We start from the raw sequence: 25,350 nt of genomic DNA on the forward strand, positions 1-25,350 counted from the left end.
CGTGCCAAGGTCGCCCCTCCGGCCCGCCGTGCACGGGCGACCTATGGGACGCCGCCCGCCCCAGGTGGATGAGGAAATTCCTTTCCTGCCGCCCGTTCCTTGGTACGCCACCGGGCAGCGGCCCTCCGATTTCGGGAGCCGCCATGTGCCGGGCAACGGTCCGGACGGGCGGCCGCTGTCCCGGACGGGCAACGACGACACCCAGCGGGCGTTCACGCTGGACGACGGCAGCCTGCGCAGCCTGCCGACCACGTACACCGTAGACCACGAGGCGCGCGTGATCCGGCCCGCCGAAGAACTCCTGGGCGTGCAGGAGACAGCGACCTCCGCGCCGGGCGAGTACCTCGTCACCGGCACGCGCGTCTGGACGTTCATCTCGGGCGCGAACTGGATGGTGCCCGAGCCGTCCACGTTCACGTCCAGCACGTTCACTCGGCGGTACAACCTGCTCGCTGATCGGGTGATTCCGTACGCGACGGGCACAGAGTCGAACAGCACCCGCACGGTCACGCGCAGCAACCAAGCGCAATGGATTGATTTCACGTACCAGGATCAGGAGATGTTCAGCAACAGCGTGCCACCCGTGCGGCCGATTGAGCTGCGGTTCGAGGCGTTTAAGGGGTCAAGCGGCGAGGTGTCATTCTCGTTGATCGGGCGCGTGAACCGTGGCCTGGGCACTCCAGACGAGGAACACCGCATGGGCCTGGGCAGCTGGCTGGTGCCGATCCCGACTGGCCAGTTTTTGGGCGCGCCGAACGACGCGGAGGTCGCGTACCCGTTCGCGCCGAACCAGATTTACGACCTGCCGCGCGAGGAGCGCACCCGCAGCGCCCCGATCCGGTTGGTCTGGGCACCGTTGGAGACCGGCGCACAGCCGGACCTGTTGCCGTTCGGAGAGCGCTGGCGTGGGCCTGGGGGGGTGGTCACCCTCCAAGGCAAACCCACCGATGATCACGCGCGCCTGGGCGGCACGGACATCCTGAGCTGCCCGGCCGGATCGTGGAGTGGCCCGGGGAGCTGGGCCGCGTATCGACGTGGGGCTGGTGGCACCGTCCTGCTGATTGAGCACTCCGGACAGATGACGCGGGTGGACCTGCCGCTGGAAGGCGAGCCGCCCACCACGCAGTCCGTGCCGCTGTCCACGTTCCTGGCAGGCCTGGGCCTCAAACCGGCCGACTGGCAGGGCTTCGGGCGGGCCGGACCCCTGCACAACACCTGGCCGCCGCACGAGGCGGTCACGCGCGACCTGGGCGCAACGGAGACCTGATGGCTGTCACGATCAGAGACAACGACCCCTGGGTGCACGCGCACCCGGACGAGTGGCGCGCGGCCCGACTGGGGCGGCCAGGGCGCCCGCCGAAACCGGAAGCGCGCGTTCCGCCACCCCCGCCGCTGGGCGTGCGGGTGACGGACTCCCTGCGCTCCCCGCTGCGTGATGAGACCCTGCCGAGAGGTGCGGCCCCGTGGCTGCGGCCGGAGCGGGTGGAGGTCTGGTCGGGGACCGAGTGGTTGGAGAGCGCCCCAGCCCTGACGGCGTTGAACAAACGCAGCCTGTACCTGCCAGCCGCGTGGCCCGACGAGATCGACGACCGGACAGGAGTAACCGGCCGGTTGCGCGTGACCTACCCAGCAGGCCCGGCCAGTCTGAGCGCGGCCACGCAGCGCGTCCTGACCGCGCGGGCGACGGTCGGCGGCGCGTGGCTGGTGGACGGTCAGCCCGTCACCGCGTACCCACTCGGCCCGCACGCGCCCGGTGGGAAACGGCCGCCGCGCGGCGTCCACCCCTGGGCCATCGTGACCACCCTTGTCAGCGCCCCCAGTGAGGGGATCACCTTCGAACTCGACACGCGCGGCAGCCGCATCTCGCAGCTGCTGCTGGCCCTATCAGGAGCGCCATGAATGCAAAAATCCCCCTGATCCTCGCCACGGCCACACCTGCCGGCGGCGCGCTGATCCCCGTCCGCCCAAACGGCCTGATTGATAGCGTTTACCTCGGTCAGTTCGGCCCGGCCGTTACCCTGGAGTTCACCGGCACCGGCGGCAGCGGGACGTGGCAGACCCTCACGCCCGGCTACGCCTTCCAGACGACGGGCACGCTGCGCCTGACCCGCACGGACACCAGTGCAACCGCCACCACCATCGAGATGACCTCGCCCGTCGAAGGCCTCAGCGAGATCCAGGGCACCCTGGACGGAGAGGGGTACCTGATCCTCAACGGTGGCCCGGTCGTCACGCCGAAGGACCTGGGCGTGAACCTCGCCTCCAGACTGGCGAGCCTGGAAGGGGGCGGGGGCGGAGGCGGTGGGGGCGGAGGTGGCCCCATCGTGCTCAGCCAGGGGGCCGGTGCCGACAACCTCGGCCGGATCAGCGGAGCTGGCACCAACATTCCCGTCCGGCGACTCAGTATCCGAGCGAACACCATCCCCCTCCAGGTGATCGACCAGATCCTGATCAACGCCGTGCAGGCCCCCCCCGGATCACTCCAGTTGATCGGCCTGTACGACGCGAACGACACCCCGGTCTATGAGGGGAGTCCGCTCGGCATGGTCACCAACTTCCTCGGCACGACCATCACGATTCCACCGCTGCTGTACGGCAACCCGCACGACACGCTCGTGCTGCTGTTCAACATGGACGTGTCGATCCCTGCCTACGCGGTTTCGCAGTCCGGCGCGAGCATCACTGTCCGGGCAGAGGACCAGTACAACAACTCCCTGAACGGCATGGTCGGCGTGCAGATCCAGGCGGCCGCTGCTGGCGCCCTGGCCGGTCCGGTCACGCACTACAGCCTGCCGATTGTTCGCGCGGCGACCGTGGACCCGCCGCGTGGTGGGTACTGGGAGGTCGTAGCCCCGGAAGGCGTGGCACCCACCATCCGGTTTAGCGACGGCTTCAGCTGGTTCAGTACCACGCTCACGCAGGAATAAGCGGCCGTCGCGCACCAGCTCGTGGCCCCCACCGTCGTCCGGCGCGGTGGGGGCCTTCCCTTGCAGCCGGAGAGGAGATTCGATGAACCTGATTCAATCGCTGAAATCGTTCCTGCGCGCCGAGGGCTTCAAGGCGCTGCTGTACACGGCGCGGGACGGTGACAACGCGGAGGCGGTCGGGCCGGGCAATCCCCTGCCCGTCGCCCTGATCGGCGGCGCAGGCAGCGACCCGAACGCCGCGCGTGAGGCCACGCTGCAGCAGGTGCGGGATGGCATCACGGCCCTGGCCGCCCTGCTGGGCAGCACCGACAACCTCGAAGGCCTGCTGAGCACGCAGGCCACGTATCTCGATCAGGTGGAAAGTCTGCTGACCACGCTCGGTGGACAAACGGACGGCCTGGAGGGCCTGCTGGCTGCCCTGGGCGTGAAGGACGACGCGAGTCTGGCGAAGTTGGAGAACCTCCGGGCGCTGCTGGCAAACATCGACACGCACGGGCAGGCCGCGAACGGGAACAGCTACATCCTCGCCACGCAGGCGCAGGGCGACGGCCTGCGCGTCCAACACCCCGCCGTGACCAACACCTACCCCCCGCAAGTGCTCGCACCGGGCGCTGAGCAGGCGCTGACCATCCCGGCGGGTGCCAACCGGGCACTGCTGCGCGTCGTCGCCGGGCAGGCACGGTTCGGGCTGGGCAACACCACGGACACGCCCCTGGTGGGCGAGGGCGGCGGCCTGGACGACCTGCGGGACGCGCAACTCACGGCGCTGCGCATCACGGTCGAGGCGAACAGCGCAGTCCGCGTGGACTACTGGCGGGAATCGTGAGGCTCATTCCGGCCGCCCCGCTGCCGGCGGCAGAATCGGTGGCGTCCTGGCCGGTCATGGTGGCCCGCCTGACGGCCGGGCAGGTGGTCGCGTCGCAGACGTTCGCGCGGCTGATGGTGCGGGCAGCCGTGGACACCCATGGGGGTTTCAGCGACGCGAGTAGCCACTACGTGATCCCCCAGACCGGCCTGTACCGACTGGAGGGGAAGGTGCGCGTGGCGGACGGGGTGATGCCCGCCGGGGCCAGCATCGGCCTGGGCATCGACCGGGGTGAGTGGGATAGCGCCTCGTTTTTCTGGGGTACGTCCAGCCCCAGTCGCCAGGGCGTCATCAATCAGCGCGTCGAGTATTTCGCGCAGGGCGAGACGATCTGCCTGTTCGTCTACGCCGATCACGCCACTCAGCCGACAGTGAGCGTGACCAGTGCGGAACTCACGCTGGACCGCATCCGATGAGCGGCATGACGCACGAGGAGCGGCTGCTCGCCTTTCGGTACCTGTACCCAGCGGCCCGGTGGCCCGAGGACATCGCGCTGAGCGACGACGGCACCGGATCGCGTGTCACCCACTGGGGCCTGCCGGGCGAGCAGCCCACGGAGGCGCAGCTGGTGACGGCCCTGCCGGCTGCGAGGGTGCGGGACGCGGCCCGGCGTGACCTGCGGGAGTGTCAGTTGATGCTGGACGAGCGGTACCGGCTGTTCACACGGGCGCGCGCGACGGGAAACGTCGCGGACGCGCTGGACGTGCAGGCCGAGATTCGGGAACTACTCACGTACATGGAGGAACTGCGCAATGCCCCCGATCCTGCCTAAACGCTGCCCGAACTGCGCCAGCCGGTGCGTGAAAACCGGCGAACACCTCGCGTACTGGCGGTGCGGCAACTGCGGGTGGACAGACGACCCGGCGGCGCTGCAACCCGCCCAGGAAGCGGTAGTAGAGACGGCGGCCGTCGCGGAGACGCCGCTGGACTCTGGTGCGTAAGTGATTGAGCTGCCCGACGACTGGAGCACCGCGCAGTTCGAGGCGCTGGCCGCTCGCGCTGCACCGACCTTCTAAATCCACCCGCTCACGCTCACGCGCTCCAGCCTCCCGGCCTGGGGCGCGTTTCATTCACTGCCGGGCACGAGGTGATCACCATGCGACGCAGGCCACTGGCCCTTCTTCTTCTCGTCTGCGCGGCCCTGCTGGCCGTGTCGGTCGCCGCGGCCGTCCTGGCCCGCAAACTTCCCCCCGACCCGCCCAGCTGCGCGGTCGGTGCGCGCCTGACCGGGCTGCGCAGCAATCTCGGGCAGTACCAGGTCCGCATCGAGCTGCCCGCCACCTGCCCACCGAACGAGCAGCGGCTCGCGCGGATCATCACCAGGAATGGTGGGCGCATCCCGCCAATCGGGTACTTCCGCCTGGGCGCCGGGTACCCGCGCCGCATCGACTGGTGGGTGTTCCCCGGCGCGCAGATCCAGGACCGTCCCGCTCCGAACGTCTGGGTGGACGCGCCCCTCCGGGGGGTGCCGGCATGGTGGTGATGCTCCGCCCGTACCGCACGCAGGTGCTCCTCGGGCACGCGCTGATCGCCCTGGCGGCGTACCTCGCCGTGCCGGTCGAGAAGGCCAGCCTATGGCCGCTGGAGATCTGGGGCGGGCTGCACATCCCGATGTGGGTGTGGCCCGCCCTGCTGGGCGTGACGGGCTTCCCGCTCGCCCGGACGCGACGGGCGCGCGTAGGCATGCTGCTGTGCCAGTTGAGCGTGATCTGGCTGGTCACAGTCGCGCTGGCCGCGTACCTCGCCGCCGGGTGGAACCCGGTGACGGTGCTGTGCGCGGTGCTGGCCCTGCACGCGCAGTGGACGAGCGTAGACCTCAAGGCCGTTGCGGCGGCCAGCGGGAACGGGTGAACACGTGGATCTGGAACTGATCGGCAAACTCCTCGGGTGGGCCACGGCCGCCACCGTCGCCCTGACCGGGCTGTGGACGTACTTCGGCAAGAGCAAAGACAGCGCCTGGACGCGCCTCGTGTCGGAGAACGACCGGGTGCGCCGGGACCTGCAGGAAATGAAAGCGGACCTCCGAAGCACCAACGAGCGCCTGGAGAAGGTAGAAAGCGAGCTGGAGGAACTGCGCGCGGACCGGCGCACGTTGCTGGACTTCCTGCGGGACGTGGTGAGTGGGCAGTTCCCCCTGGACTGGATTCAGACCCGCGCGCAGGAACTGCTGACGCGCATGGGCAGAGGAGCACCATGACCGACTGGAAAGCACTGATCGCCGCTCGACCGGGCGGCGCGACGACGGCCGCGCTGATCGCCACGTACGGCAACCCGGAGGGCCCCGGTGCGGGCCCCAGCCCGCAGGGGGGCGCGTGGTTCACGCCCAGCCCGGCGTGGGCGCGGGAGAACCTCACGACCATCCCCATCGAGAAACTCCCGCACTGGCCGCTGCTGGCCGGGAAGGCGGTGAGTGGGGTGACGGTCCACCGCCTGGTGGCCGTGCCCCTGATCGCCACGTGGGCGGAAGTGAACCGGCGCGGGCTGGCCGGGCGGCTGCGGACGTTCAACGGGGCGGCCGCGTTCCGGCACATGGGGCACAGCCGCGCCCGCCCGCTGAGCGTGCATGCGTTCGGCGCGGCCCTGGATTTCGACGCGGCGTGGAACGCGTACGGGGTGCCGCTCGCGCAGCAGCAGATCGACCGGGACGTGATCCGGGTATTCCAGGAATGCGGCTGGGAGTGGGGTGGCCTGTGGAGCGACCCGTACGAAGACGGCATGCACCTGCAGTGGACCGACCCCCTGCCGGGCGTGCCGCAGCCCGCGTGGCGGGACGCCATGGCGCGCGGGGAGGGCAGCGCCCCGAAGCCCAAACCCGCACCCGCTCCGGTGTCGGTGGTGAAGCCCGCCCCGCGCGCACCCATCGTCCTCGTGCCGGACGGCGCGGGCGGCTGGCGTGACGTGGCCGGGCAGCGGACCACGCTGCCGGGCGGCACGGTCGTCAACGCGACCGACCCCGCCCGGATCTGGATTGCCGAGCGCTGAACCTCACCGACCAGGGCGGCCACCTCCAGCGCGGGGTGGCCGCCTGCTTTCGACCCCTGGGAGGGTGACATGAAACGAGGACTGAAGTGGATGGCTGGAACCGTGCGGCTCGTCGACGCGCAGGCGCGCTGGCTGCTGGCGCTGTTCCTGCTGGCGTGCGGGTACGCGTTCGCGCAGCCGGTCGTACCGGACCTGGGCGCGGACCCGCTGGGGTGGCTGCGGATGATGGCGGGGAACCCGGTGGCGCTGGGCCTGGTGGTGTTCGGGCTGGTGGAGACGTGGAAGCGGAACGCGGCGAGGCGGGAGCCGCCGCTGAACTGGCAGCCGTGGCGCTGGTGGACACTGGCGTTCCTGATCGGGATGGGGGGCAGCGTGGCGCTGAGCTGCGCGGCAGGCCTGCTGCCCGGCGGCGCACCGTTAACCCTGGCGGACCTGCCGACCGCGTTGCTGAACGGGGTGCTGGCGGGCGTGGTGGCGATCGCCGGACGGGACGGGGCGCGCACGGTCCTGGGGTGGATCTGGCCGACCGGCGCGGCGGGCAGCACGGGGCCTGCAACCCTGCCTGCGGGGCAGGGCGAGGGTGAACCCGCTGCGCCGCCCGCCTCGGCCTTCCAGGCGGCGGAAGCGGCGCGCGCCCCGCTGGGCCTGATGGGCGGATTGCCTGATCAGGTGGTGACGCCGGAGCGGGCGCTGGCGCCGGCCGTGCTGGCCAGCCTGCGCCAGGTCCTCGCGGAGTCGCTGCCCGAGGAGTTGACGGCCGCGCAGGTGTCGGAACTCGCGGTCGAGCTGGCGCCAGTGATCGCGGATCTCGCGGACGGCCGCGCGTACCTGAGCGCGGAGGACCAGGAACAGGTGCTCACCGTGGTGCAGGACGCGTTGTCCGGCACTGATCAGGCCCGCCCAGTCTGATCAGTGCCGGACAACTTGCGCCGTTTCCGGTACCTAACGGTTGAGTCCGGCGATTCTAGGTCACGGTGACCTAACTGCTGGGACTCAGGCTTTCCTGATGGACACCAGTGCCTGGATCGTGTGCATTGCCCTCCCGGGCAGCGTGATCAGGAGTCGAGAAGCCTGATCAGTGCCGGACAACTTGCGCCGTTTCCGGTACCTAACGGTTGAGTCCGACGATTCTAGGTCACGGTGACCTAAACGCTGGGGCTCAGGCTTTTGATGGACACCAGTGCCTGGATTGTGGGCATTGCCCTCCCGGGCAGCGTGATCAGGAGTCGAGCAGGGCCATGAGCTTGACGAGCTGGCGCTCGACCTGCTGACGTTTGGCCGCCCCCAGCTCGTCCAGGCGTTCCGGAGTGAGCCGCCTCTTTAGGTCATCCAGTGAGGGCGTGGTGGGGGCGCGGCTGGGCTTCGTGAGGGTCTGGATGTGTGCCCTGAGTTGGTCTGCCCCCCACGCGCATTCAACGGCCTGCCTCAGCACCTCTGGACGCTTCGGGTGATCTTTCATGTAGGTGAGCTGCAGGCTCGCCTTGAGCGACAGCTGACCGGCGCGGACGGCCGCCACTTCGTCCTGTTCGAGCAGCAGGATGCGGGAGCGGGTGCGTGCCCAGGTTTCGAGGGCGCCGAGGCCCATGCTCGCCAGAGTCTCGCCGACGCGGTGGGTGTCTTCCTCGGTGCCGTTTCTGAGGCGGTTCAGGAAGCTGGGAACCTGCTCCAGGGGCACGCCCGACGTCGCGCTGATCTGCTCGAGCACCGCGAGATCGTTGAGGTACTGATCGGGTTTTTGACGGGCATTGTTCTCGGTGATGGCGACTTTCAGGAGGTCGCTGTCAGGGATGTCGCGGATGTACACGGGGACTTGCGTGAGCCCGGCCAGGATGGCTGCGCGCAGGCGCCGGTGCCCGGCAACCAGCTCGTAGTGTCCGGGCGCAGCGTTGGAGTTGGGACGCAGGAGCAGGGGCGAGAGGACGCCCTGACTGCGGATGCTGGGGAGCAGGTCTGCCAGATCGTCCTCGGGGGCGTCCGGCGTGTCGTTGACCCGGCTGTACCGCGGGTTGTGCCTGGGGATGACCGAGATCGTCGACACCTGCACCATGCGGGCGTCAGTACCGGCGTTGGTCTGGGCCATGACGGCCACGTTCCCCACGGCGCTCAGCATGTTCGGCCGCTTTGGCTTGCCGCTCACGCGCCTACTCCCATGAAGCCGAGCAGCTCGTCGGTAACCTGGTTGAGTTCCCTCACGGCCGGATCTTTAGGCTTCCAGCACGGGACGACCGTGCGGCTGATCATGGCGTCGTTAAAGACGGCCTTCCGGTTCGTGATCGGTGATGTGGTGGGCGCCAGTTCTACGTAGTGCTCATTCAGGATCTGAAGTACCTCGCGGTCGTGGTTGACGGCCTTGTTGAAGGACGTGACGACGAACGCGCTGACTTTCAGTTTCGGGCTGAAGCGCCGGCACTGCGCGACGACTTCTAGGACGTGGTTGAAGTTCTCGATGCTCTTCATGGAGCTGTTGACCGGGATGAGGATGTGATCGACGGCGCTGAGGGCCGCGCGGGCGAGGCCGCCGCGCGAGGGAGGCGTGTCGATCAGGATGATGTCGAACCGCCCTTCGAACTGATCGAGCATCTTGCGGAGGTTGCCGATGTCCTCGTCGTTCATCAGGAGCGTGGCGTCGATCTTGCTGAGCTTGTTGTTGGAGGGAATGACCTGCAGCTCCGGAAAGTTCGTCGCGGTCATCGGGGTGGGCGGTGTTTCTTCGGGGTCGTTCAGGTAGTTGCCGACGGTGGAACTGATCCGGTGGGCTGGGCTGGTGGGATCGTCCATGAGGCCCAGGCGGCGGGTCAGGCTGCCCTGCGGGTCGGTGTCGATCAGCAGGACGCGGTTGCGATCGCCGGTGACGGGATTGGTGCGCTGCGCGAGGAGGTAGCCGATTTCAACGGCGATCGTCGTTTTTCCGCTGCCGCCGGACTCGTTCCAGATGGCGATGCGAAGTGCGGGGCTGGTCATGGGGCTCTCCTGGCGGTCTGGTGGGTCGATGGGGATCAGAGCGGCGATCGGGGCGGTGTAGTGGGTGATCTGGTACGGCTCGCGGTGCGTGTTCAGATCCCAGAGCGTGGCGGTGAGTTCATCGCGGAATCTGCGCATTGCAATGGACCGGGTGGGCTGGTTTGGGGGTAGGTCACTGAGGGGGACAAGGCGCGCCACGGGGGTGCCGTAGTTGCTGATGGTGACGCTGTGCTGCGTGGCCGCCACGTAGTCGAGCAGGTCGGGTAATTGGGCACGGATGTCACGCAGTGGGACAGGGTTGGGTGGCGGTTCGTCCGAGAACCGCTTTTTATGGGTCATGTTGCCCGGATGGTAAAAGGTTTACCAAATGATTGTCAAACTGACAGTTGCTCCGGGACCGGGCGCATCTGGCTAGGTCACCGTGACCTAACCTCCCAGCCCTGTCGGCGACGGAGCATGACCCGGCCTGCCTCTTCGACGCGTTGCGCTTAACATGCGGCCCCCTGCCCGCGCTGTGGCGTGAGGCAGGGGGCCTTTTTTACTTCCAGTCGGCCGCGCGCACCAAGCGATAGGTGTCATTGACCTTCTCGATCTTGTCAACCCTTTGGGCCTCTTCGAGCATCGTCCGGGCCGTGTTGTATGGCACCGGCTCGGAATAGCAGATTTCAGGCGTGTCCGGCGAGGAGCGGACAACCACAAGCCAAAGCTCCTTGATGGGTAACTGTGTCATCTGAAAATCCATCTTAGACGGCGAGTTCGTCAACAGCGGATGGATAGGCGGCTATCAAGTGATCCCGTCCTGCCCTCCCGATCCTTTCTGTGGCCCGAGAGCTGGCGGGAGGAGCCTTTGTGCTGCTGGCCAGCCGGGATTCCCATGCCTGTGTATGCTGGCTCATGCCCCGCGCCGTCCCATACGCCGCTGATGCTCAGGGCGCTCTCGTAGACCCCGCCCTGGTGATGGGGCGAGGGGCGTTCTTCTGTCTGGAGTGCCATGAGCCTGTCTCTCACCGACGCGAACATCTCCGACAGGGCCGCACCGTTGTAGCTCACTTCTCCCACCAGTCTGGAAGCTCCTGCGTGGGCGAGAGTGTGCTGCATATCGCCGCGAAGATGCGCCTCCTCGAAGCCCTGACCCTTCGGGAGCGGCCATTCATGATTCGCCGCGTATGTCAGCGTCTCGCCTGTGAAGTCACGCAAGATGAACCGTGGGAATTGCCGCCCTTTGAGATAGCGGAAGCTGAGCGGGTGCTGGGCACGTATCGCTTGGATGTCGCAGCTCTCAATGAAGGCGTTGTCAGCGTCGGATTTGAGGTGTACGTCAGTCACAGGGTGGACACGGTTAAAGCGGCGAATTTGACTGTCCCCTGGCTGGAATTACAAGCTGACGCAACGGCCCGCGACCCCTATGTACTTCAACCAGTCGTGGACTCCCTGCTGACGGGCGATGAGGAAGCCGATATTCGGGAAAGTCTCAGAGTGACACGTATGCAGCTCGCCCAACGACTTAAAGAACGAATTGCACTGGCATGCACCTTGGATGTTCGTGTGAATGGCTATGCCGTTCCAGGCCGCCTAATCAACAAGCTTTTTCGGAGTCGACAGGAGGGCATTTCGTTCTTGAGCCCTTGGTGGTGTCCGGAATGCGCGGCCAAGCGCGAGCAGCAGGCGCAGGCAGCTCTGCTGGCCGAACAGAATCGGATCATTGCCGTACGAGAGCAGGCAGAACGCGCAGCCAGAGAGGAGGAGGAGCGCTTGCGGCAGAGAGAGGTACATCTGGCAGAGCAGCGGTCGGTGTTCGGACCTTGGCTGAGTGAACCATTTCCCACTTGGTACGCTGCCGATCTGGAACAGCATGCACCTGTCCTGCGGGCCGTCTGCCAGTACCTCCATCAATACTGGCCAGGGGCTGGGCAGCGCATATCGGAGTGGGCGGGGGAGACCCTCATCGCTCGCCGATGCTGGAAGTGTCAGCAACCGATCATCTGCCTGGACAGTCGGGGCTACATTGAGAACTTCAGGGTTTTCTACCCTATGGTGGAGTACTTCAAGCCTCAAGACGCGCGGCGTGGGTACTTCATCAGTAAGTGCCTAGCCTGCCGCCAGCGGCAACGGCTTCAAGACATACGCGAAGGTAAGCATGTCGTTTTACGGGATGACATGCTGCCGAGATGGGTGGCAGCTTTCGGTGGACTAGCCCGGGCAGCTGTCAGGCCGGACCGACAGACGACCTCGGGTGGATCGCCGAAGGGTATTGAAGTCGGGCATCTCAACTGAGAGCAGTGGTATCGGCGGGGACGTGGTACGCGAGCGGGTACTTCTCTGCTCGCCAAGTTTCCGGGTCGCGGGTCCAGGTGAGTGGTTGGCCTGCTTGCTCGCCGGCGGCTGTTCGTGCGGCGGCAGCGGTGTCGTAGGGGCCGAGGTGACGGACGACTTCTCCGGTGTCGACGTGCGTGACGGTGACGTAAACGCCTGGCTGCGCAGGTTCGTTCATACGGCCTCCCCTGCTGCTGGCCGGAGCAGGCGCGGGACGTAGATCAGCACCCCGGCGCCCCAGATCACTCCGAAGGCGAGGAGGACCCATTCCGGGCCGCGCGTCTCCGGCTGCGTGCCCATCTGCCACAGCAGGTACAGGCAAGCAGTAACGCTCGCCAGGCAGATCAGCAGCAGGTAGAGCAGCACACCGACTCGCACGCGATCCATCGTCATGCCTCACAGCCTACCCGGACCAGCCGCGCACGCCGTCCCACATGCGCTACCCGCACGAGTGGCCCTGACGCATACTGCGCCTTGATGCAACCCCAGGAATTCACGGCCAAGTGGCGCAAGCGGGCCTTCGAGGTCACCGAGGAACAGGCGTACCAGGAGCACTACGCCGACGTCGCCCGCCTCGTTGGCGGTCCTATCCCAGGTCAGGCCGGCGCGCCACACGGCCTGACCTTCCAGGCCGGGGTGAGCAAGGTCGGCACCACGGACTTCGGGAAGGCCGACGTGTACCTGCCGGGCCACTTTATCTGGGAAGCGAAGCGCGCCCAGAAAACGGCGGGCGCCCGTGCGAAGAAGCTCGGCGAGGCCCTCGCGCAGGCCATGCTGTACGCGTACGACCTAGGCAGCCCGCCCCTGATCGTCGTGACGGACTTCGTGGAGATCCGCGTCCACACCCTGTTCAACGGCACGATGCCCCGCACCTTCCGTATCACCCTCGACGACATCGAGCACAACCAGGTGCTCGAAGGCACTAGCCTGCGCGCCCTGGACGTCCTGCGGTTCGTGTTCCACGCCCCCGCCGAACTGGACCCCCGCCTGACCCGCGAGCGCATGACCACCGAAGCGACCGGGCAGGTCGGCGCGGTCGCCCGCGCCATGGTGAAACGTGGTCACGACCGCCCGGCCGTGGCGCACTTCATGCTGCGCGTCGTGTTCGCCATGTTCGCCGAGGACATCGGCCTGCTGAAGGACCGCCTGCTGACGGCGGTGCTGGAACGTAGCGTCACGAAACCCGCGCAGAGCGAGTCATACCTGACTGAGCTGTTCGCGGCCATGGCGACCGGCGGGGAATTCTGGGGGCATGACGTCACGCACTTCAACGGTGGCCTGTTCGACGCCCGCCCCGCCTTTCCGTTGACCGTCGAGGACGCGACGGCCCTGCTCGAGGCGGCGAAGCTGGACTGGTCGCAGGTGGAACCCGCGATCTTCGGGGGGCTGTTCGAGAGCAGTCTGGAAGCGGAGGTGCGTGGGAAGCGCGGCGCGCACTTCACGGGCGTGCAGGACATCGAGCGGATCGTGGAACCAGTCGTGATGGTGGACCTGCTGCGGCAGTGGGACGCCGTGCGCGAGGAAGCGCGCGCGCTGGTCACCACGGCAGAGGCCCAGGCAGCTCAACAGGAGAAGGACGGCTCTGCCCGTAAAGCAGCGAGCACCCGCGAGAAAGCCCGGCTCGCCGCAGCGAAGCTCGTCACGGACTTCCAGGCGCACCTGGGGGCCGTGCGTGTCCTCGACCCGGCTTGCGGGAGTGGGAACTTCCTGTACGTCGCACTGAAACGCCTGATGGATCTGGAGGCGCTGGTGCTCGCTGAGGCGGGCCTGTACGGCGTGGGCAGCTTCGACCTGCCTCCCATCGTTCACCCACGCCAGATGCTGGGCATCGAGATTGAGGGGTTCGCAGCGGAGCTGGCGAGCGTGACGCTGTGGATCGGGTACATCCAGTGGAACCACACACACGGCGGGTACTACCAGGTGCCCGTGCTGCAGCAGCTGGAGAACATCGAGAACCGGGATGCGCTGCTGAACGAGGACGGAACCGAGGCGGATTGGCCAGCCGCGACATACATCACGGGTAACCCACCGTTCCTGGGTGACAAGGTGATGCGCGACCGCCTGGGCGCCGAAATCACCGAGGCGATTCGTAAGGTGTACGGGGACCGACTGCCCGGGCAGAGCGACCTCGTGTGCTACTGGCCGGAGAAGGCCCGCGCCATGGTGGAGGCGGGCATTACGCGCCGGGCGGGTTTCGTCACCACGAACAGTATCCGGGGTGGGAAGAACCGCGTGGTCCTGGAACGCATCAAAGCGAGTGGGGACCTGTTCATGGCGTGGCCGGATGAACCATGGCTGCAGGACGGGGCGGCGGTCCGCGTGAGCCTGTTCGCCTTCGACGGCGGCAGCGAGCAGGTCAAAGTGCTGGCCGGGCAACCCGTTGCGGACATCAACCCCGACCTCACCGCACACGCTGATGTGACTCGCGCAGTGGTGCTCGCCGAGAATCGAGGGCTGTCGTTCCAGGGGCCGGTCAAAATTGGCCCGTTTGAGGTTGCTGCCGAGGTGGGCGCCCGATGGAGGAACGAGCCGAATCCCGATGGAGTGGACAACAGGAACGTGGTGCGCCCGTGGGTGAACGGCATGGACCTGACGCGGCGCCGGTCCGGAAAGTGGATTGTTGATTTCGACATCATGGATGAAGTCGAGGCAGCACGCTTCGTCGCTCCTTTCCAGTACGTGCTGGAAAAGGTCAAGCCCGAACGGCAGAACAATGCACGTGAGGTTCGTCGCCGCTTGTGGTGGCGGCTTGGAGAGACGGGAAGCGCACTGAAAACCGCCGTTGCGCCCCTCAAACGGTTTATCGGCATAGCGAGAGTCGCGAAACACCTTATACCTGTGTGGGTTGATGGAGAAACACTGCCTGACAGTGCGGTAGTCGCGATTGCTCGGGATGACGACTTCACGTTTGGAGTGCTGGCCTCGACCATTCATCGCTTCTGGGCTTTGAAACAGGGAACGGCATTGGAGGATCGCCCTCGCTATACGCCCTCAACCTGCTTCGAAACATTCCCCTTTCCTAATCCGACCGATGAGCAGCGCGCTGAGATCGAGAAGTGGGCACGGTATGTGGTGACGATGCGGGAGCACCTGCTGGCGCAGGACGCGAAGGCGACGCTGACGGGCCTGTACAACGACGTGGTCCGCCTTCGGGCCGAGCCGGACGCGACGCACCCGGTGACGGCACTCGTGAAGGCCCACGCGGATCTGGACCAGGCAGTGGCCGCCGCATATGGCTGGGAGTGGCCGCTGAGCGAGGACGAGGTGCTCGCGCGGCTGCTGGCGCTGAACTTGGAGCGGGCAGGGCACGCGTCCTGAGAGTGGGGCGTACCCTGCCCCGATGACATTCACCCCTGGCCGCCCCCTTCCGTCCGACCCACAGAGCACGCAGGAACGCACCCTGTACCACGCGCCCATGCAGTCCGGAGAGATGGGCAGCATGACCCGCGAGGGCGGTACGTGGCAATGGCGGCAGCTACGTGGGGGAGGGCCGGAGGCGTACGGCAGTGGCGGCTGGAATGACCTGCAGGCGTGGCTGCAGCGATGAACGCAGGGCGGCCCGCACCGGGATCTACGGGCGGGCCGTTTCATTGCCTGATGTTCAGGCGGGGAGGTGGCGGCTGTCGCGCTGGGGTTCGGCAGGCTGGAAGCCCAGGTACGTCGCGCGCCACTGGAACGAGTCCATCGGGCCACTGATGATGGTGGGGCGGCCGTCGTCATCCACGCCCCTGACGTGCACGACGGCACTGAGCACGCCCTGGTAGGTCACGTCGTACAGGCGGTTGTGGAAGTGAACGGCGCGGCCGTCGTGCGCCACGGCGCTGAACTGCACCGGCGTCCGTCCCCACTGGTTGACGGGCCCGGCCCGCTTGCGATCCTCGGCGGGTACGACCGCGAGGGCCAGGCGGCCCAGCTCGTCGAACAGGCCGCGCTGGCGTTCGCCCAGGGTCGCCTTGTCGAGCGTGCGCTGGAGTTTCTCCACGGTGGCGAGGGTCTGCCCGAAGTAGAAGGGGTCCTGCAGGCGGCCCACGGCGGCGGGGCTGGTGCCCATGCGCCGGGCAATCTCGCTGTCGCTCAGGCCGCTCGCCTGGACAAGCTGCTCGATGTGCAGGCTGTAAGTGTTCACGTCGGCCGGTTCGATCAGTTCGGTTTCGGGGTTCGGGAAGTCCACGAGGATCTCGGCGGGCAGGTCGTCCGCACTCCGGTACTGACCTTCGGGGCGGGGCAGCTCCTGCCGGTCGTATTCGAGCAGGGAGAGGGCGGCGCCCTGCTGGAGGCGCTGGCGCACCTGCTCGCAATCCTTGCCGGTGACGGTGACGCGGAGTTCGGGGATGAGGCCGCTGTGGGCGTCGCCATCGTGGATGTGCAGACCGAGGTACTGGGTCATGGGTACTCCTAGTGGGTAGGGTGCAGAGGAGACCTAAGCCGAATGGGGGTGGAGCCTGCGACTCCTAGGGAAAACCCGCGACAGCACGTGGTTCGGAGGCAATTTAACGACGTCTGTGGCAAGCAGTGTGCGAGGACAGTCAGACGCCTCGCGCTAGGTTGAGTGGGGATCTCAAGGCCACTTCACAGCTTTGGGACACCGACCCTGTACCCAGCCCGTATGCTTAACCCACGGGTGACGCGTAGATCCCTAGCCCTGGAGGCATTATGAGTACGGCCAATCACGTTCTCGCGCTCGTTAAGAGCCACATTTCTGGAGACGACGATGCATTCCTGTCGGTCGTCCTGCAGGTAGCTGCCCGGGAAGCGAGATCAGGCCATAGTAATGTCGCCATAGAGCTGCGTAAATTGATTGATCAGGCACGGGCCCGCGACGGACTGCCTAAACCCGAAACACCATTACCGATTGCCTTCCAGCCCACGCCACCAAAAGGCGACCTAGCGACGCTGCTCTCAGTATCGCATCCACGGCAACGTCTGAAGGATCTGGTCGTCGAGGAATCAGCCGATCGCAGGTTGGCTCGCATCGTTCATGAATACGCTCAGCAGGACCAACTGCGGTCGCACGGCCTGTCTCCGCGACGGAAAATCCTGATGATCGGTCCGCCTGGAAGCGGCAAGACGATGACGGCGCACGCCTTGGCTGGTGAGCTTTCCCTGCCACTCATGACCATCCTGCTAGAGGGCATCATCACAAAATTCATGGGCGAGACTGCTTCCAAACTCCGCACGGTGTTTGAGGCCATGGCCTCCATGCGCGGCGTGTACTTCTTCGATGAATTTGATGCAATTGGTGCCAGACGGAGCAGCGGGAACGATGTAGGCGAGATCCGTCGTGTCCTCAACTCGTTCTTGCAGTTCCTGGAAAAGGATGAATCCACCAGCCTGATCATGGCAGCCACCAATCACCCGGAGCTGCTGGATCCAGCCCTATTCCGACGATTTGATGATGTGATCGAATACGGGCTGCCAGATGCGAAGGTCGCCGAGCGTATTTTGAAAGTCCGACTCGCGAGGTTTGCTCCCGGCCGATTCTCCTGGACCTCAGCTGTTGAGGCTGCTGACGGCCTTAGTCACGCGGAAATTACCCGTGCAGCCGATGAAGCCGCTAAGAGTGCGGTGCTGAGCAGTCGCATGAAGATTTCGACGAAGGATCTTCTGGAAGCGATCGAAGAACGGAAACTTGCACGACAAAATCCTTCAGGTCGCTAGAATGCCGTCGAAAACACATGTCAGACACTCCCCGCGACCGCCAGCACGTCTACCTCGAACGAGTAGGCAAACCCCTTCCGTTCTCGCGTCGCGGTGGAGGCGGACCGGAACCAGTTGAGCGAGACCGAGCACGCCATGCCGCCCGGTTGGAAGCTGCGCTGACACAAGCTGTGAAAGCCTCTTTAGGCCAGCGCGACCCAGCCATGCAGGTTGGCCTACAGGGGACATACCTTGACTTTGAGTTCGCGTCCAGGGACGCCGCCAAGGATCTCCTCAAAAGCCTGGATTCCAAACGGCCAGGTATGAACCTCGCCTCGGTACATCAAGATGACGGAACTGGAACCGTTCGCGCCACAGTGGCGATCACCGACGCCTGGATTCCGAGGCTGACTCAAAAAATTACCGACTATCGCGACAAGGAGACAAGAGGCGGAAACCCACAGAACGCGCCGTTGATCACCAATATCGAAGGCATCCGCCACGCTGCTCTGCTCTCCATCTTCGTCGGGGATCGGAGTAGGCTGCCGCCACCGAACGAATCAATCTGGTGGGAAATCTGGATTCGTCGAGATACCCGTGAGGAGTTCACTGAATTGGCACGGCGGGCTGAACTCAATGTTTCAAGCACCACCCTGACGTTCCCTGATCGAGAAATTCTTCTTGTTGAAGGCACTATGGATACGCTGAGTCGGATCTTCGTCAACTCCCTGATGATGACTGAAGTGCGGCTTGCCCTGGACACACCCAGCGCGTTCATCAATATGCGCAACGACGAGCAGGTGGAATGGAGTGATGAAGCTGCTCAACGGCTACTGCCTCCAGATCCGATGGTCCGGAGTTCTGTATTGATTCTGGACAGCGGTGTCAATCGGAGCCACCCGCTGATCGCACCTTATCTCGACCCTAAGCACTGGGACGCTTGGCACCCAGCCTGGGGTCCGGACGACATGGCGAGATACGAGGGCCACGGCACAGCTATGGCTGGTTTGGCACTACACGGCGATCTCGAAGGTTTTCTGAAAGCCACCACGCACATGCAGCATAACCATGTGTTGGAGTCAGTGAAAATTCTGCCTCCAGCTGGGGCCAATCCAAAGCATCTCTACGGCCGGATTACGCAGGACGCTGTCCTGCAGATGGAGGCCATTAATCCTGAGCACTGGCGCGTCACCTGTCTTGCGGTCACGGCCATTGATGACGCCAAGGGAGGCCGCCCGACGGCTTGGTCCGCAGCCATTGACCAGCTTGCTAGTGGCGCAGATGATGAACCGCAGCGCCTCATCGTGGTGTCCGCGGGTAATTCTCAGCCAACGACAAAGGATGTTTTGGGGAATTATCTCGATTTTGCAGATCTCTCTCAGGTGCATAGCCCAGCGCAGGCCTGGAATGCGCTGACTGTTGGCGCCTATACCGAGAGAACCAACGTGGTTGACGCTAGATACGCCCACTGGTCTCTTGTAGCACCGTTCGGCGATCTCTCTCCTACCAGCAGCACCTCGCAGTCGTGGCATGAGCAGTGGCCCATAAAGCCTGATGTAGTCCTTGAGGGCGGGAATCTGATTGCTAACGCGGCGATGGCTGCCCACGCGCCGCATTCGGACGTGCGGCTGCTGACGACAGACTTTGATTTACCTACGGCTCAGTTCCGGGAATTTGGAGATACCAGCGCCGCCGCAGCTCTCGCGTCTCAGATGGCGGCTCGCTTGGCGTCGGCGAATCCTCATTATTGGCCAGAAACTGTACGCGGGATGCTGGTCCACTCAGCAGACTGGACCGATGCGATGAAGGGCCACCGAGTCCATCCTCCTCTATCCGGTAACCGCCTGCTCTTGCGGCGGTACGGCTATGGTGTTCCGAATCTCGACCGTGCGCTCCAGAGTGCCAGCAACGATCTGACCATGGTCATCCAGGACTCCCTTCGCCCTTTCAAGTTTGAGGATGGGCGAACGAAGACCAACCAGATGAATATTCACCGGTTTCCGTGGTCCAGCCTGGATCTCACTGCTTTAGAGGGAATAGAGATGGAGTTGCGTGTCACGCTCTCCTACTTCATCGAACCCAACCCCAGCGAGCGTGGATTCATCCAACGTTTCCGCTACGCATCCCATGGCTTGCGGTTTGCGGTGAAAGGTCCCCTGGAAACCGAGGAGACCTTCAAGGCTCGAATACAACACGAAAGCCTTCCTGATGAAGGCGCAGGCATCCGGGATGCCGGAAACGAATATTGGGAACTGGGACCTAAGCTCCGAACATCGGGGTCGCTGCATTCTGACCGTTGGCGAGGCGATATTGCGTCGCTACAGCGCTGTGAGTCTATTCTGATTTATCCAGTAAGTGGCTGGTGGAGAGAAAAACGCGGCGGCACTCCAGAGTACTGGGACAGGGATGCCCGCTATTCCCTGATGGTGAGCCTGCGGGCGCCTGAGACCGATATCGATATCTACACACCTATTGCCACAGCCTTGACAGTGCCTGTTGAGATTGAGAACTGAGCCATTACGCAGCTCCAGTCTGATGGGTGAGATGCACAGCGTGGACGGCGCGTAGGCCCTGACGGACAGTCTGGTGGACGCGGAGGTGCCGCTGGATCAGGTGGCGCTGCATCTTAACGCGGACGAGCTTCGCTACCGCCAGCGCGGCGGCGTTTGACCAGATTGATGGGACATACGGCAACGCCTGGGAGTGACGAGAGCGCTCATATGAGTCACCGCTCATCGTGACCCACTGCTAGTGTGACGGCGTGACCACGACCGCACCAGCCGACATTCCCGAGGTCCAGCTTCACAACAGCAGCAACCACGCCATGCTGGCCCTTGGCCTCGCACAACAGGGCGCCCTGAATGGCAAAAGTGTGCAGGCTCAAGGAGAGCAGTTCAGCAGAGTGGTGGACAGACTGGCGAACGACCCTGGATTCGATGTGGTAGCAGCGGAAACTGCGGCGGAATACCTGAAGACTCAGGCGATGCGCGTCGATCAATTCTGGGCTCGGTTCGGCCTTCGCCGGGGCACGTACCTGGCACTGCTGCCCGCTCTGCTCCTGTACGCCGTCACCGAAGGACAGCCGTACGAGTTGCTCGTTGGCCTGGGGGTGGCCCTAGCCACGCTCACCTTCGTAGCCGGGCACTATGCTGATCTCATCCAGATCGACATGAAAACCGGTGAGTCCCTGCTCAAAGCGGCCACCAAGCGGCGCACACAGCTTCAGCAGGCGAATCAGCTGGTGCCCGCCGCGGTGGGTATTAATTTGGTCGCGGTTGAAAAGCGCGTGAGAAAACAGCATCAAGCGGTGAAGTGGATCATGGTAGTCGCTCTCGCTGCGTTTCTCATCTTCGGGGTCGCTGTCTTCCTGCATGTCAGGACGGCTGGCTTACCAGCAGCGTAGGGTGAGCGGCAGGGACGTCCGAGACCTAACCTCCATCGTAGATCGCAGACCTGCTGGACGCCGCGTGGCGCGTGGATCAGGGGGAGGACGCCAACGCGCTGGATCTGGACGTTCGCGTAGCGCTGGCCGACCGCCTGAGCTGCGACAAGAACCTGCGGGCCGAGGCCTGGGCAGCGTGGCGCGACGACCGGTTTGCGCACGGCTCCAACGTGAACGAGGCGGAGTACTGGCTGGACGTCGAGTTCGTGCAGCCCTGCCCGGAGGACTGGCCCACTGAGGACTAACGCCCCCAGTGGGGGCGGCGCGCAGATGAGCGTGGGCGCGGGCCGCGGCGCGTATAGCCTGCCCACATGACGGACGCCGCGCGCTTCGTGCAGGACCACCCCTACCAGATGCTGTACGGCCTGATCGGCCTTGCGGTCCTGCTGGTCATCAACGAGATCCGCCACGCCATCGAGAAGGCCGCGATGCGCCGCGCGTTCCTTCGGCCAGCCGCTAGCATCCCAGCCGCCACGCCAGCTGCGCCCGCAGCCGCCAAGACGGGCGGCGCGCTGGGCAGTCTGGCGGTGGCCGTGGTGATCCTGGGCGGGGCGTTCTACGTCCTGCCATTCCTGCAGGGCCAGCTCGGGCAGGGGGGTGGCGCGGCGGCCGTGGCGGGAGCCCTGACCAGCGGCACCTACCGGGGCCTGGGGAGCAGCCCACTGGGCAGCGCCGACCTGACCCTGGAACTGGACCTGCTCAGCAGCCCCAAGCAGGTCACCCTGACCAGTCCGACCGCGGGGCGATTCCGCCTGGACGGGCAGGTCACGCCGGAGAGCGGGGGCACGTACCTGTCCGGCACGCTGGTGAATGACCAGGGCGTGGGGCTGGGCACGATCAAGGCGCATGTGACACCGAGCCGGGTGACCGGAACGGCGGGCATCGGGCCGGCGCAGTGGCAGCTGGACCTGCGGCGCTGAGCGGGTACGCCAGGGGCATGACCGCGACCCTGACCCGTTCGACCCGAGCCTTCCTGGTGGGCGCCACGCTGCTGCTAGCGGCGCTGGGCGTGTCCGGCACGGGCCATACCCTTCAGGTCTGCCCGGAGTGCATCAGCGTTCAGCTGTTCGACCCCTGCCTGGGCTGCTGAGGGGAGGCCGCGTCCGGCACTGGAGCTGGGGTGCGTGCCACACGAGCGGGCGAGATTGGGTACTGCTACGCAAAGTACCTTGCGGTGCGTGCTGCACAGACCCCAGGATGCGGGCATGCCGAAACCATCCCCGACTGCCAAACCCGCCACCACTGCCTCCAAAATCGCCAAGACCGAACTGGTCGACCGGGTCGCCGCCGAGACTGGCCTGACCAAGAAACAGGCCGGTGATGCATTCGACGCCCTGATCGATGGCATCGTCAGCGGCCTGAAGAATGGCCAGAGCGTGGGCCTGCCCGGCCTGGGCACCCTGAGCGTCCGCGCGACCGCCGCCCGGACCGGCGTGAAGCCCGGCACCAGCGAGAAGATCCAGATCCCGGCCGGCAAGAAAGTCGGGTTCAAGGTTGCCAGCGCCCTGAAAGACACCCTGTAACGCGGCAAGACTAGCGCCGGGCCTCACGTTCGAGGCCCGGCGCTTCGTGTGATCAGTCGCCGAGGGGCAGCGGGCTGGTCAGGGGGCGGTCGCGCTGCCCGGTCAGATCCTGTCCGGGCGTGGTCTGGGCGAAGCGTTCGGCGAGGGCTGTGAGCTGGGCGGTGCTCACCAGGGCGCCGAGCAGGCGGGAGCGGGCGCTGAGGCTGGGGGTGGCGCGGTACAGGCCGGGCTGGACGGCCTGGGCGCTGCCGACGTGCCGACCGTTCCAGGTGAGGGCCGGGGGCAGGCCGGGGCGGGTGACGAGCCCCACTCCGGTGGGCGGGGCGCGCAACTCCTCGGCAATGTAGGCGTCGGGGGTGGGGGACGGCTCGACCTGGGCGGGGTTCATGCGGTCGCCTCCTGGCCGTGCTCGTCGGTTTCCAGCTCGCAGCTCAGGCATTCGTGGCCTTCGAGCTGGCCGGTGGGGTCGTGGTGCAGGGCGATGAAGGCGGGGTGGCCGCAGCGGGGGCAGCTGGGGCCGGGTTCGAGGTGGGGGCCGGGCTGGGTGAAGGTGTCAGGCATGAGTATATGATTTCTCTTTATGCGGGCGGGGTGGTGTGTCTATTCTGTGGCAGCAACCGCCGCGCCACGCTGGCCTGCGACGCGGCTGCGTCGACCAGCTGCACGCCCCGCTCGACCGCCTGAAGCGCGTCGCGCACCTCGGGATTCCCGGCCGCATCCAGGGCCAGGACGCGCAGCAGGCGGCGCAGGTCCGGGCTCAGGCGGGCCAGGGCGTCCTCCAGGCGCGCAAGGCGCACCTCGGTGCTCTGCTCCGCCAGCGTGGTCATCGCGGCCGCGAACGCCCGCGCCTTGGCCTCCTCGTGCCGGGCGTAATAGCGGCCGTCCAGGAACCAGCCCCAGAACCGGGCACGTGAGCCCTCGACCTGCAGGCGGAAGCGGCGGGTACTCACCGGCAGGCGGCCCTCGCCGTCGTCCAGGATCGCGGTGACGCTCCCGTCCCGGCTCGACCCGACCAGCCGCTCGCCCTGCCCGTCGCGGACCGCCTCGAACGGCACGAACTGGCGGCTGAGCCCGTCCCAGGTCGCGCCCCGGCTCTCGGTGCTGGAGAACAGCTGCAGGTCAGAGAACGCCGCGCTGTACGCCGCCTGCAGGAACACGTAATCGGTGGGGGTGCCGCCGGGCAGGGTGAGCGCGCCGGTGATCACGCCCCCCTGGACGAACACGGTGAGGTGACCGGACCGCGCGCGGGCCTCGGCGAGCTGGGCGGCGGCGCCGGGGGCCACGGGCAGGTGCAGGTCGAGGCCTTCGAGGATGCGCAGGTGGGCGAGGGCACCCTCGACGAGCGGGCTGGGGAGGATCACGGTGGCGTTGCGGTAACTGGTCATGGGGTCTCCTGGGGAAGGGCCCGCCCCGGCCGGTCGCGCGGGGCGGGCAGGGGAAGGGGTTCAGGCGGCGCGGCCGTCGCGCACGGTCAGGTGGAGTGCCCGGTGGGTGAGCTGGAAGCCCGCGAGGTTGCGCGGGACGCCCTGGCCGGAGTCGCTGATGAACAGGGCGTGGCCGCTGGGCAGGAGGCTGTGCAGTCCGAGGTGGCGGGGGCCGTCCTTGAGGATGTCGAACTTCAGACCGTGCACGAGATCCGCCCAGCTGGTCACGCCTTCACGGTGGGCGACCGCGTCACACCAGGCGGGCGCGGCGCGGCTGGCCTCCAGTAGGTAGGCGTGTGGTTCGAGTTCGTCGGCAGGCGTGACGTTGATCGCGACGATGTGCAGGCCGGTCTCGTCGGTGTGGAGGGTGACGCGGTCGGCGTGCTGGGCGTGGCGGGTAGCCGCGGCGCGCAGGTCGGCCTGGATCTCGGGCGCGACGGTCATCATCGCCTCGACGTCGTCGGTGGTGCGGACGTGCGCGGTGCGCTGGCCGTCCCAGTCGTGGGGCAGGGTGAGCAGGGCGTTGATGATGGTGCGGCGGCCGGTGGGGGAGATGAGTTCGTTCATGGCTATATGATCTCATTTAATGCGGAGGTATGGTGTGCCACTTGTGTGTCGGAGCCGGACAAACGAGCGCCGGACCCGGCAAGTCACGCGGGTCCGGCAGCAGGGGGCGGGGGCTCAGGCCGCGGGGAACAGCTCGGTCACCTCACCGCCCCGAACGAACAGGTAGAACGTCTCTTCCGCAATGGACTCGTCGGCCACGCCCACGTAGAAGTCCTGCAGGGTGTCCGGGAGGCGCGAGTCCCCGTTGGTCAGGCTCATGGCGTGCCCGTTCGGCAGCGGCGCGACCAGGGCGGCACACCCACCCCCGGTGTCCTGCGGCGCGAACTCCAGGCCGTGGGTCAGGTCCGCCCAGTCCTGCGCGCCCTCGCGGCGGGCGACCGCGTCACAGGCCTCAGGGGACGCGCGGTAGGCCTCGGCCAGCAGCGCCTGCGCCTGGACCTGCGCGGCCGGCACGCGGCGGACCGCGACGATGTGCAGGCCGGCCTCGTCGGTGTACAGGGTGGCGCGGTCCCCGAACTTCTGGCCGTACGCGGCGGCGCGCAGGTCGGCCTGGGCGTCGGGGGCGACGGTCATCATCGCCTCGACCTCGTCGGGGGTGGTGACGTGGATGGTGTGAACGCCATCCCAGTGGGCGGGTAGGGTCAGGGCGGCCGTGATCAGGGTGCGTTTCATAGGTACCTCCGGTGCGCTGGACACGTTGTAATGATGG

Annotated in this window: 33 protein-coding genes and 1 pseudogene; 23 read left to right on the top strand and 11 right to left on the bottom strand. The window is 66.2% G+C overall.

Going from position 1 to position 25,350, the window contains the following annotated elements:
* The first annotated feature begins 145 nt into the window (after positions 1-145).
* The 12 genes from M8445_RS17060 to M8445_RS17115 all read left to right on the top strand — a co-directional run bounded on the left by M8445_RS17060 (position 146) and on the right by M8445_RS17115 (position 7,683).
* Positions 146-1,267 carry a hypothetical protein gene (locus tag M8445_RS17060; RefSeq protein ID WP_273991425.1) on the top strand — a complete coding sequence of 374 codons (1,122 nt, stop codon included), beginning with the start codon at positions 146-148 and terminating at the stop codon, positions 1,265-1,267.
* Entirely contained in the window at positions 1,267-1,899 is a 633-nt protein-coding gene (locus M8445_RS17065) for a hypothetical protein (RefSeq protein WP_273991426.1), read from the top strand. The genes M8445_RS17060 and M8445_RS17065 overlap by 1 nt, the downstream gene beginning before the upstream one ends.
* A complete protein-coding gene (locus tag M8445_RS17070; protein ID WP_273991427.1) occupies positions 1,896-2,927 on the top strand; it encodes a hypothetical protein in 1,032 nt (343 codons plus the stop codon). Before M8445_RS17065 ends, M8445_RS17070 begins: the two co-directional genes overlap by 4 nt.
* A gap of 82 nt (positions 2,928-3,009) precedes the next feature.
* Positions 3,010-3,753 (top strand): hypothetical protein, encoded by a 744-nt coding sequence (locus tag M8445_RS17075; protein ID WP_273991428.1) that lies wholly within the window; start codon positions 3,010-3,012, stop codon positions 3,751-3,753.
* Positions 3,750-4,208: a hypothetical protein gene (locus M8445_RS17080; protein ID WP_273991429.1), complete on the top strand. Its 459-nt coding sequence runs from the start codon at positions 3,750-3,752 to the stop codon at positions 4,206-4,208. Before M8445_RS17075 ends, M8445_RS17080 begins: the two co-directional genes overlap by 4 nt.
* Complete coding sequence (locus M8445_RS17085) at positions 4,205-4,564, top strand: XkdW family protein (protein ID WP_273991430.1); 360 nt, start codon at positions 4,205-4,207, stop codon at positions 4,562-4,564. The genes M8445_RS17080 and M8445_RS17085 overlap by 4 nt, the downstream gene beginning before the upstream one ends.
* Positions 4,545-4,733, top strand: a complete 189-nt coding sequence (locus M8445_RS17090; protein WP_273991431.1) for a hypothetical protein — start codon at positions 4,545-4,547, stop codon at positions 4,731-4,733. Before M8445_RS17085 ends, M8445_RS17090 begins: the two co-directional genes overlap by 20 nt.
* Before the next feature lie 155 nt (positions 4,734-4,888).
* Complete coding sequence (locus M8445_RS17095; RefSeq protein ID WP_273991432.1) at positions 4,889-5,275, top strand: hypothetical protein; 387 nt, start codon at positions 4,889-4,891, stop codon at positions 5,273-5,275.
* Positions 5,266-5,643, top strand: coding sequence for a hypothetical protein (locus M8445_RS17100; protein WP_273991433.1), 378 nt, complete (start codon positions 5,266-5,268; stop codon positions 5,641-5,643). The genes M8445_RS17095 and M8445_RS17100 overlap by 10 nt, the downstream gene beginning before the upstream one ends.
* A 4-nt stretch (positions 5,644-5,647) precedes the next feature.
* Positions 5,648-5,989, top strand: a complete 342-nt coding sequence (locus M8445_RS17105; protein WP_088248856.1) for a hypothetical protein — start codon at positions 5,648-5,650, stop codon at positions 5,987-5,989.
* The gene (locus tag M8445_RS17110; RefSeq protein WP_273991434.1) at positions 5,986-6,774 is read left to right on the top strand and encodes a M15 family metallopeptidase; all 789 of its coding nucleotides are present in this window, start codon (positions 5,986-5,988) and stop codon (positions 6,772-6,774) included. Before M8445_RS17105 ends, M8445_RS17110 begins: the two co-directional genes overlap by 4 nt.
* A 69-nt stretch (positions 6,775-6,843) precedes the next feature.
* Complete coding sequence (locus M8445_RS17115; RefSeq protein ID WP_273991435.1) at positions 6,844-7,683, top strand: hypothetical protein; 840 nt, start codon at positions 6,844-6,846, stop codon at positions 7,681-7,683.
* A gap of 310 nt (positions 7,684-7,993) precedes the next feature.
* On the opposite strand, the gene M8445_RS17120 is transcribed toward M8445_RS17115, so the two are convergent.
* The 3 genes from M8445_RS17120 to M8445_RS17130 form a co-directional block, all read right to left on the bottom strand.
* Positions 7,994-8,911: a ParB/RepB/Spo0J family partition protein gene (locus M8445_RS17120; protein WP_273991436.1), complete on the bottom strand. Its 918-nt coding sequence runs from the start codon at positions 8,909-8,911 to the stop codon at positions 7,994-7,996.
* Positions 8,908-10,074 carry a type II toxin-antitoxin system prevent-host-death family antitoxin gene (locus M8445_RS17125; RefSeq protein WP_273991437.1) on the bottom strand — a complete coding sequence of 389 codons (1,167 nt, stop codon included), beginning with the start codon at positions 10,072-10,074 and terminating at the stop codon, positions 8,908-8,910. The genes M8445_RS17120 and M8445_RS17125 overlap by 4 nt, the downstream gene beginning before the upstream one ends.
* Before the next feature lie 199 nt (positions 10,075-10,273).
* Positions 10,274-10,465 (bottom strand): hypothetical protein, encoded by a 192-nt coding sequence (locus M8445_RS17130; RefSeq protein WP_273991438.1) that lies wholly within the window; start codon positions 10,463-10,465, stop codon positions 10,274-10,276.
* 227 nt (positions 10,466-10,692) lie between these two features.
* Here M8445_RS17130 and M8445_RS18360 point away from each other — a divergent pair.
* Both M8445_RS18360 and M8445_RS17135 read left to right on the top strand, forming a co-directional pair.
* Positions 10,693-10,767, top strand: a pseudogene (locus M8445_RS18360) (hypothetical protein); the annotation flags it as partial.
* Positions 10,768-10,812: 45 nt separating this feature from the next.
* Positions 10,813-12,009 carry a hypothetical protein gene (locus M8445_RS17135; protein ID WP_420704114.1) on the top strand — a complete coding sequence of 399 codons (1,197 nt, stop codon included), beginning with the start codon at positions 10,813-10,815 and terminating at the stop codon, positions 12,007-12,009.
* Here the strand turns inward: M8445_RS17135 and M8445_RS17140 are convergent.
* Together M8445_RS17140 and M8445_RS17145 are read right to left on the bottom strand one after the other, a co-directional pair.
* Positions 12,002-12,226, bottom strand: a complete 225-nt coding sequence (locus M8445_RS17140) for a hypothetical protein (RefSeq protein WP_273991439.1) — start codon at positions 12,224-12,226, stop codon at positions 12,002-12,004. The genes M8445_RS17135 and M8445_RS17140 overlap by 8 nt on opposite strands.
* The gene (locus tag M8445_RS17145) at positions 12,223-12,441 is read right to left on the bottom strand and encodes a hypothetical protein (protein ID WP_273991440.1); all 219 of its coding nucleotides are present in this window, start codon (positions 12,439-12,441) and stop codon (positions 12,223-12,225) included. The genes M8445_RS17140 and M8445_RS17145 overlap by 4 nt, the downstream gene beginning before the upstream one ends.
* Positions 12,442-12,525: 84 nt before the next feature.
* Between M8445_RS17145 and M8445_RS17150 the strand changes: the two genes are divergently transcribed.
* Positions 12,526-15,366 carry a class I SAM-dependent DNA methyltransferase gene (locus M8445_RS17150; protein ID WP_273991441.1) on the top strand — a complete coding sequence of 947 codons (2,841 nt, stop codon included), beginning with the start codon at positions 12,526-12,528 and terminating at the stop codon, positions 15,364-15,366.
* 22 nt (positions 15,367-15,388) lie between these two features.
* A complete protein-coding gene (locus M8445_RS17155; protein WP_273991442.1) occupies positions 15,389-15,595 on the top strand; it encodes a hypothetical protein in 207 nt (68 codons plus the stop codon).
* Positions 15,596-15,649: 54 nt separating this feature from the next.
* Here the strand turns inward: M8445_RS17155 and M8445_RS17160 are convergent, their stop codons facing one another.
* Positions 15,650-16,435, bottom strand: coding sequence for a hypothetical protein (locus M8445_RS17160; protein ID WP_273991443.1), 786 nt, complete (start codon positions 16,433-16,435; stop codon positions 15,650-15,652).
* 266 nt (positions 16,436-16,701) lie between these two features.
* On the opposite strand from M8445_RS17160, the gene M8445_RS17165 reads away from it, so the two are divergent.
* The 7 genes from M8445_RS17165 (at position 16,702) to M8445_RS17195 (ending at position 22,650) form a co-directional block, all read left to right on the top strand.
* Complete coding sequence (locus tag M8445_RS17165) at positions 16,702-17,706, top strand: AAA family ATPase (protein WP_273991444.1); 1,005 nt, start codon at positions 16,702-16,704, stop codon at positions 17,704-17,706.
* Between the two features lie 17 nt (positions 17,707-17,723).
* Complete coding sequence (locus M8445_RS17170; protein WP_273991445.1) at positions 17,724-20,198, top strand: S8 family peptidase; 2,475 nt, start codon at positions 17,724-17,726, stop codon at positions 20,196-20,198.
* Between the two features lie 248 nt (positions 20,199-20,446).
* Positions 20,447-21,088 (top strand): hypothetical protein, encoded by a 642-nt coding sequence (locus M8445_RS17175; RefSeq protein ID WP_273991446.1) that lies wholly within the window; start codon positions 20,447-20,449, stop codon positions 21,086-21,088.
* Positions 21,089-21,159: 71 nt separating this feature from the next.
* Positions 21,160-21,372 (top strand): hypothetical protein, encoded by a 213-nt coding sequence (locus tag M8445_RS17180; protein ID WP_273991447.1) that lies wholly within the window; start codon positions 21,160-21,162, stop codon positions 21,370-21,372.
* A gap of 66 nt (positions 21,373-21,438) precedes the next feature.
* Positions 21,439-22,047 carry a hypothetical protein gene (locus tag M8445_RS17185; RefSeq protein WP_273991448.1) on the top strand — a complete coding sequence of 203 codons (609 nt, stop codon included), beginning with the start codon at positions 21,439-21,441 and terminating at the stop codon, positions 22,045-22,047.
* Between the two features lie 17 nt (positions 22,048-22,064).
* Positions 22,065-22,217 (top strand): hypothetical protein, encoded by a 153-nt coding sequence (locus tag M8445_RS17190; protein ID WP_273991449.1) that lies wholly within the window; start codon positions 22,065-22,067, stop codon positions 22,215-22,217.
* A 115-nt stretch (positions 22,218-22,332) separates the two neighbouring features.
* Entirely contained in the window at positions 22,333-22,650 is a 318-nt protein-coding gene (locus M8445_RS17195; RefSeq protein ID WP_273991450.1) for an HU family DNA-binding protein, read from the top strand.
* A gap of 52 nt (positions 22,651-22,702) precedes the next feature.
* Here M8445_RS17195 and M8445_RS17200 read toward each other — a convergent pair whose 3' ends face one another.
* From M8445_RS17200 to M8445_RS17220, 5 genes are all read right to left on the bottom strand, one after another.
* The gene (locus M8445_RS17200; protein ID WP_273991451.1) at positions 22,703-23,038 is read right to left on the bottom strand and encodes a hypothetical protein; all 336 of its coding nucleotides are present in this window, start codon (positions 23,036-23,038) and stop codon (positions 22,703-22,705) included.
* A complete protein-coding gene (locus M8445_RS17205) occupies positions 23,035-23,211 on the bottom strand; it encodes a hypothetical protein (protein ID WP_273991452.1) in 177 nt (58 codons plus the stop codon). Before M8445_RS17205 ends, M8445_RS17200 begins: the two co-directional genes overlap by 4 nt.
* A 17-nt stretch (positions 23,212-23,228) precedes the next feature.
* The gene (locus M8445_RS17210) at positions 23,229-24,035 is read right to left on the bottom strand and encodes a hypothetical protein (protein ID WP_273991453.1); all 807 of its coding nucleotides are present in this window, start codon (positions 24,033-24,035) and stop codon (positions 23,229-23,231) included.
* 60 nt (positions 24,036-24,095) lie between these two features.
* Positions 24,096-24,641, bottom strand: coding sequence for a hypothetical protein (locus M8445_RS17215; RefSeq protein WP_273991454.1), 546 nt, complete (start codon positions 24,639-24,641; stop codon positions 24,096-24,098).
* A 114-nt stretch (positions 24,642-24,755) separates the two neighbouring features.
* Positions 24,756-25,313 carry a hypothetical protein gene (locus M8445_RS17220; protein ID WP_273991455.1) on the bottom strand — a complete coding sequence of 186 codons (558 nt, stop codon included), beginning with the start codon at positions 25,311-25,313 and terminating at the stop codon, positions 24,756-24,758.
* Positions 25,314-25,350: the final 37 nt, after the last annotated feature.

It is taken from the genome of Deinococcus aquaticus (genome assembly GCF_028622095.1).
In the GTDB taxonomy this organism is placed as follows: Bacteria; Deinococcota; Deinococci; order Deinococcales; family Deinococcaceae; genus Deinococcus; species Deinococcus aquaticus.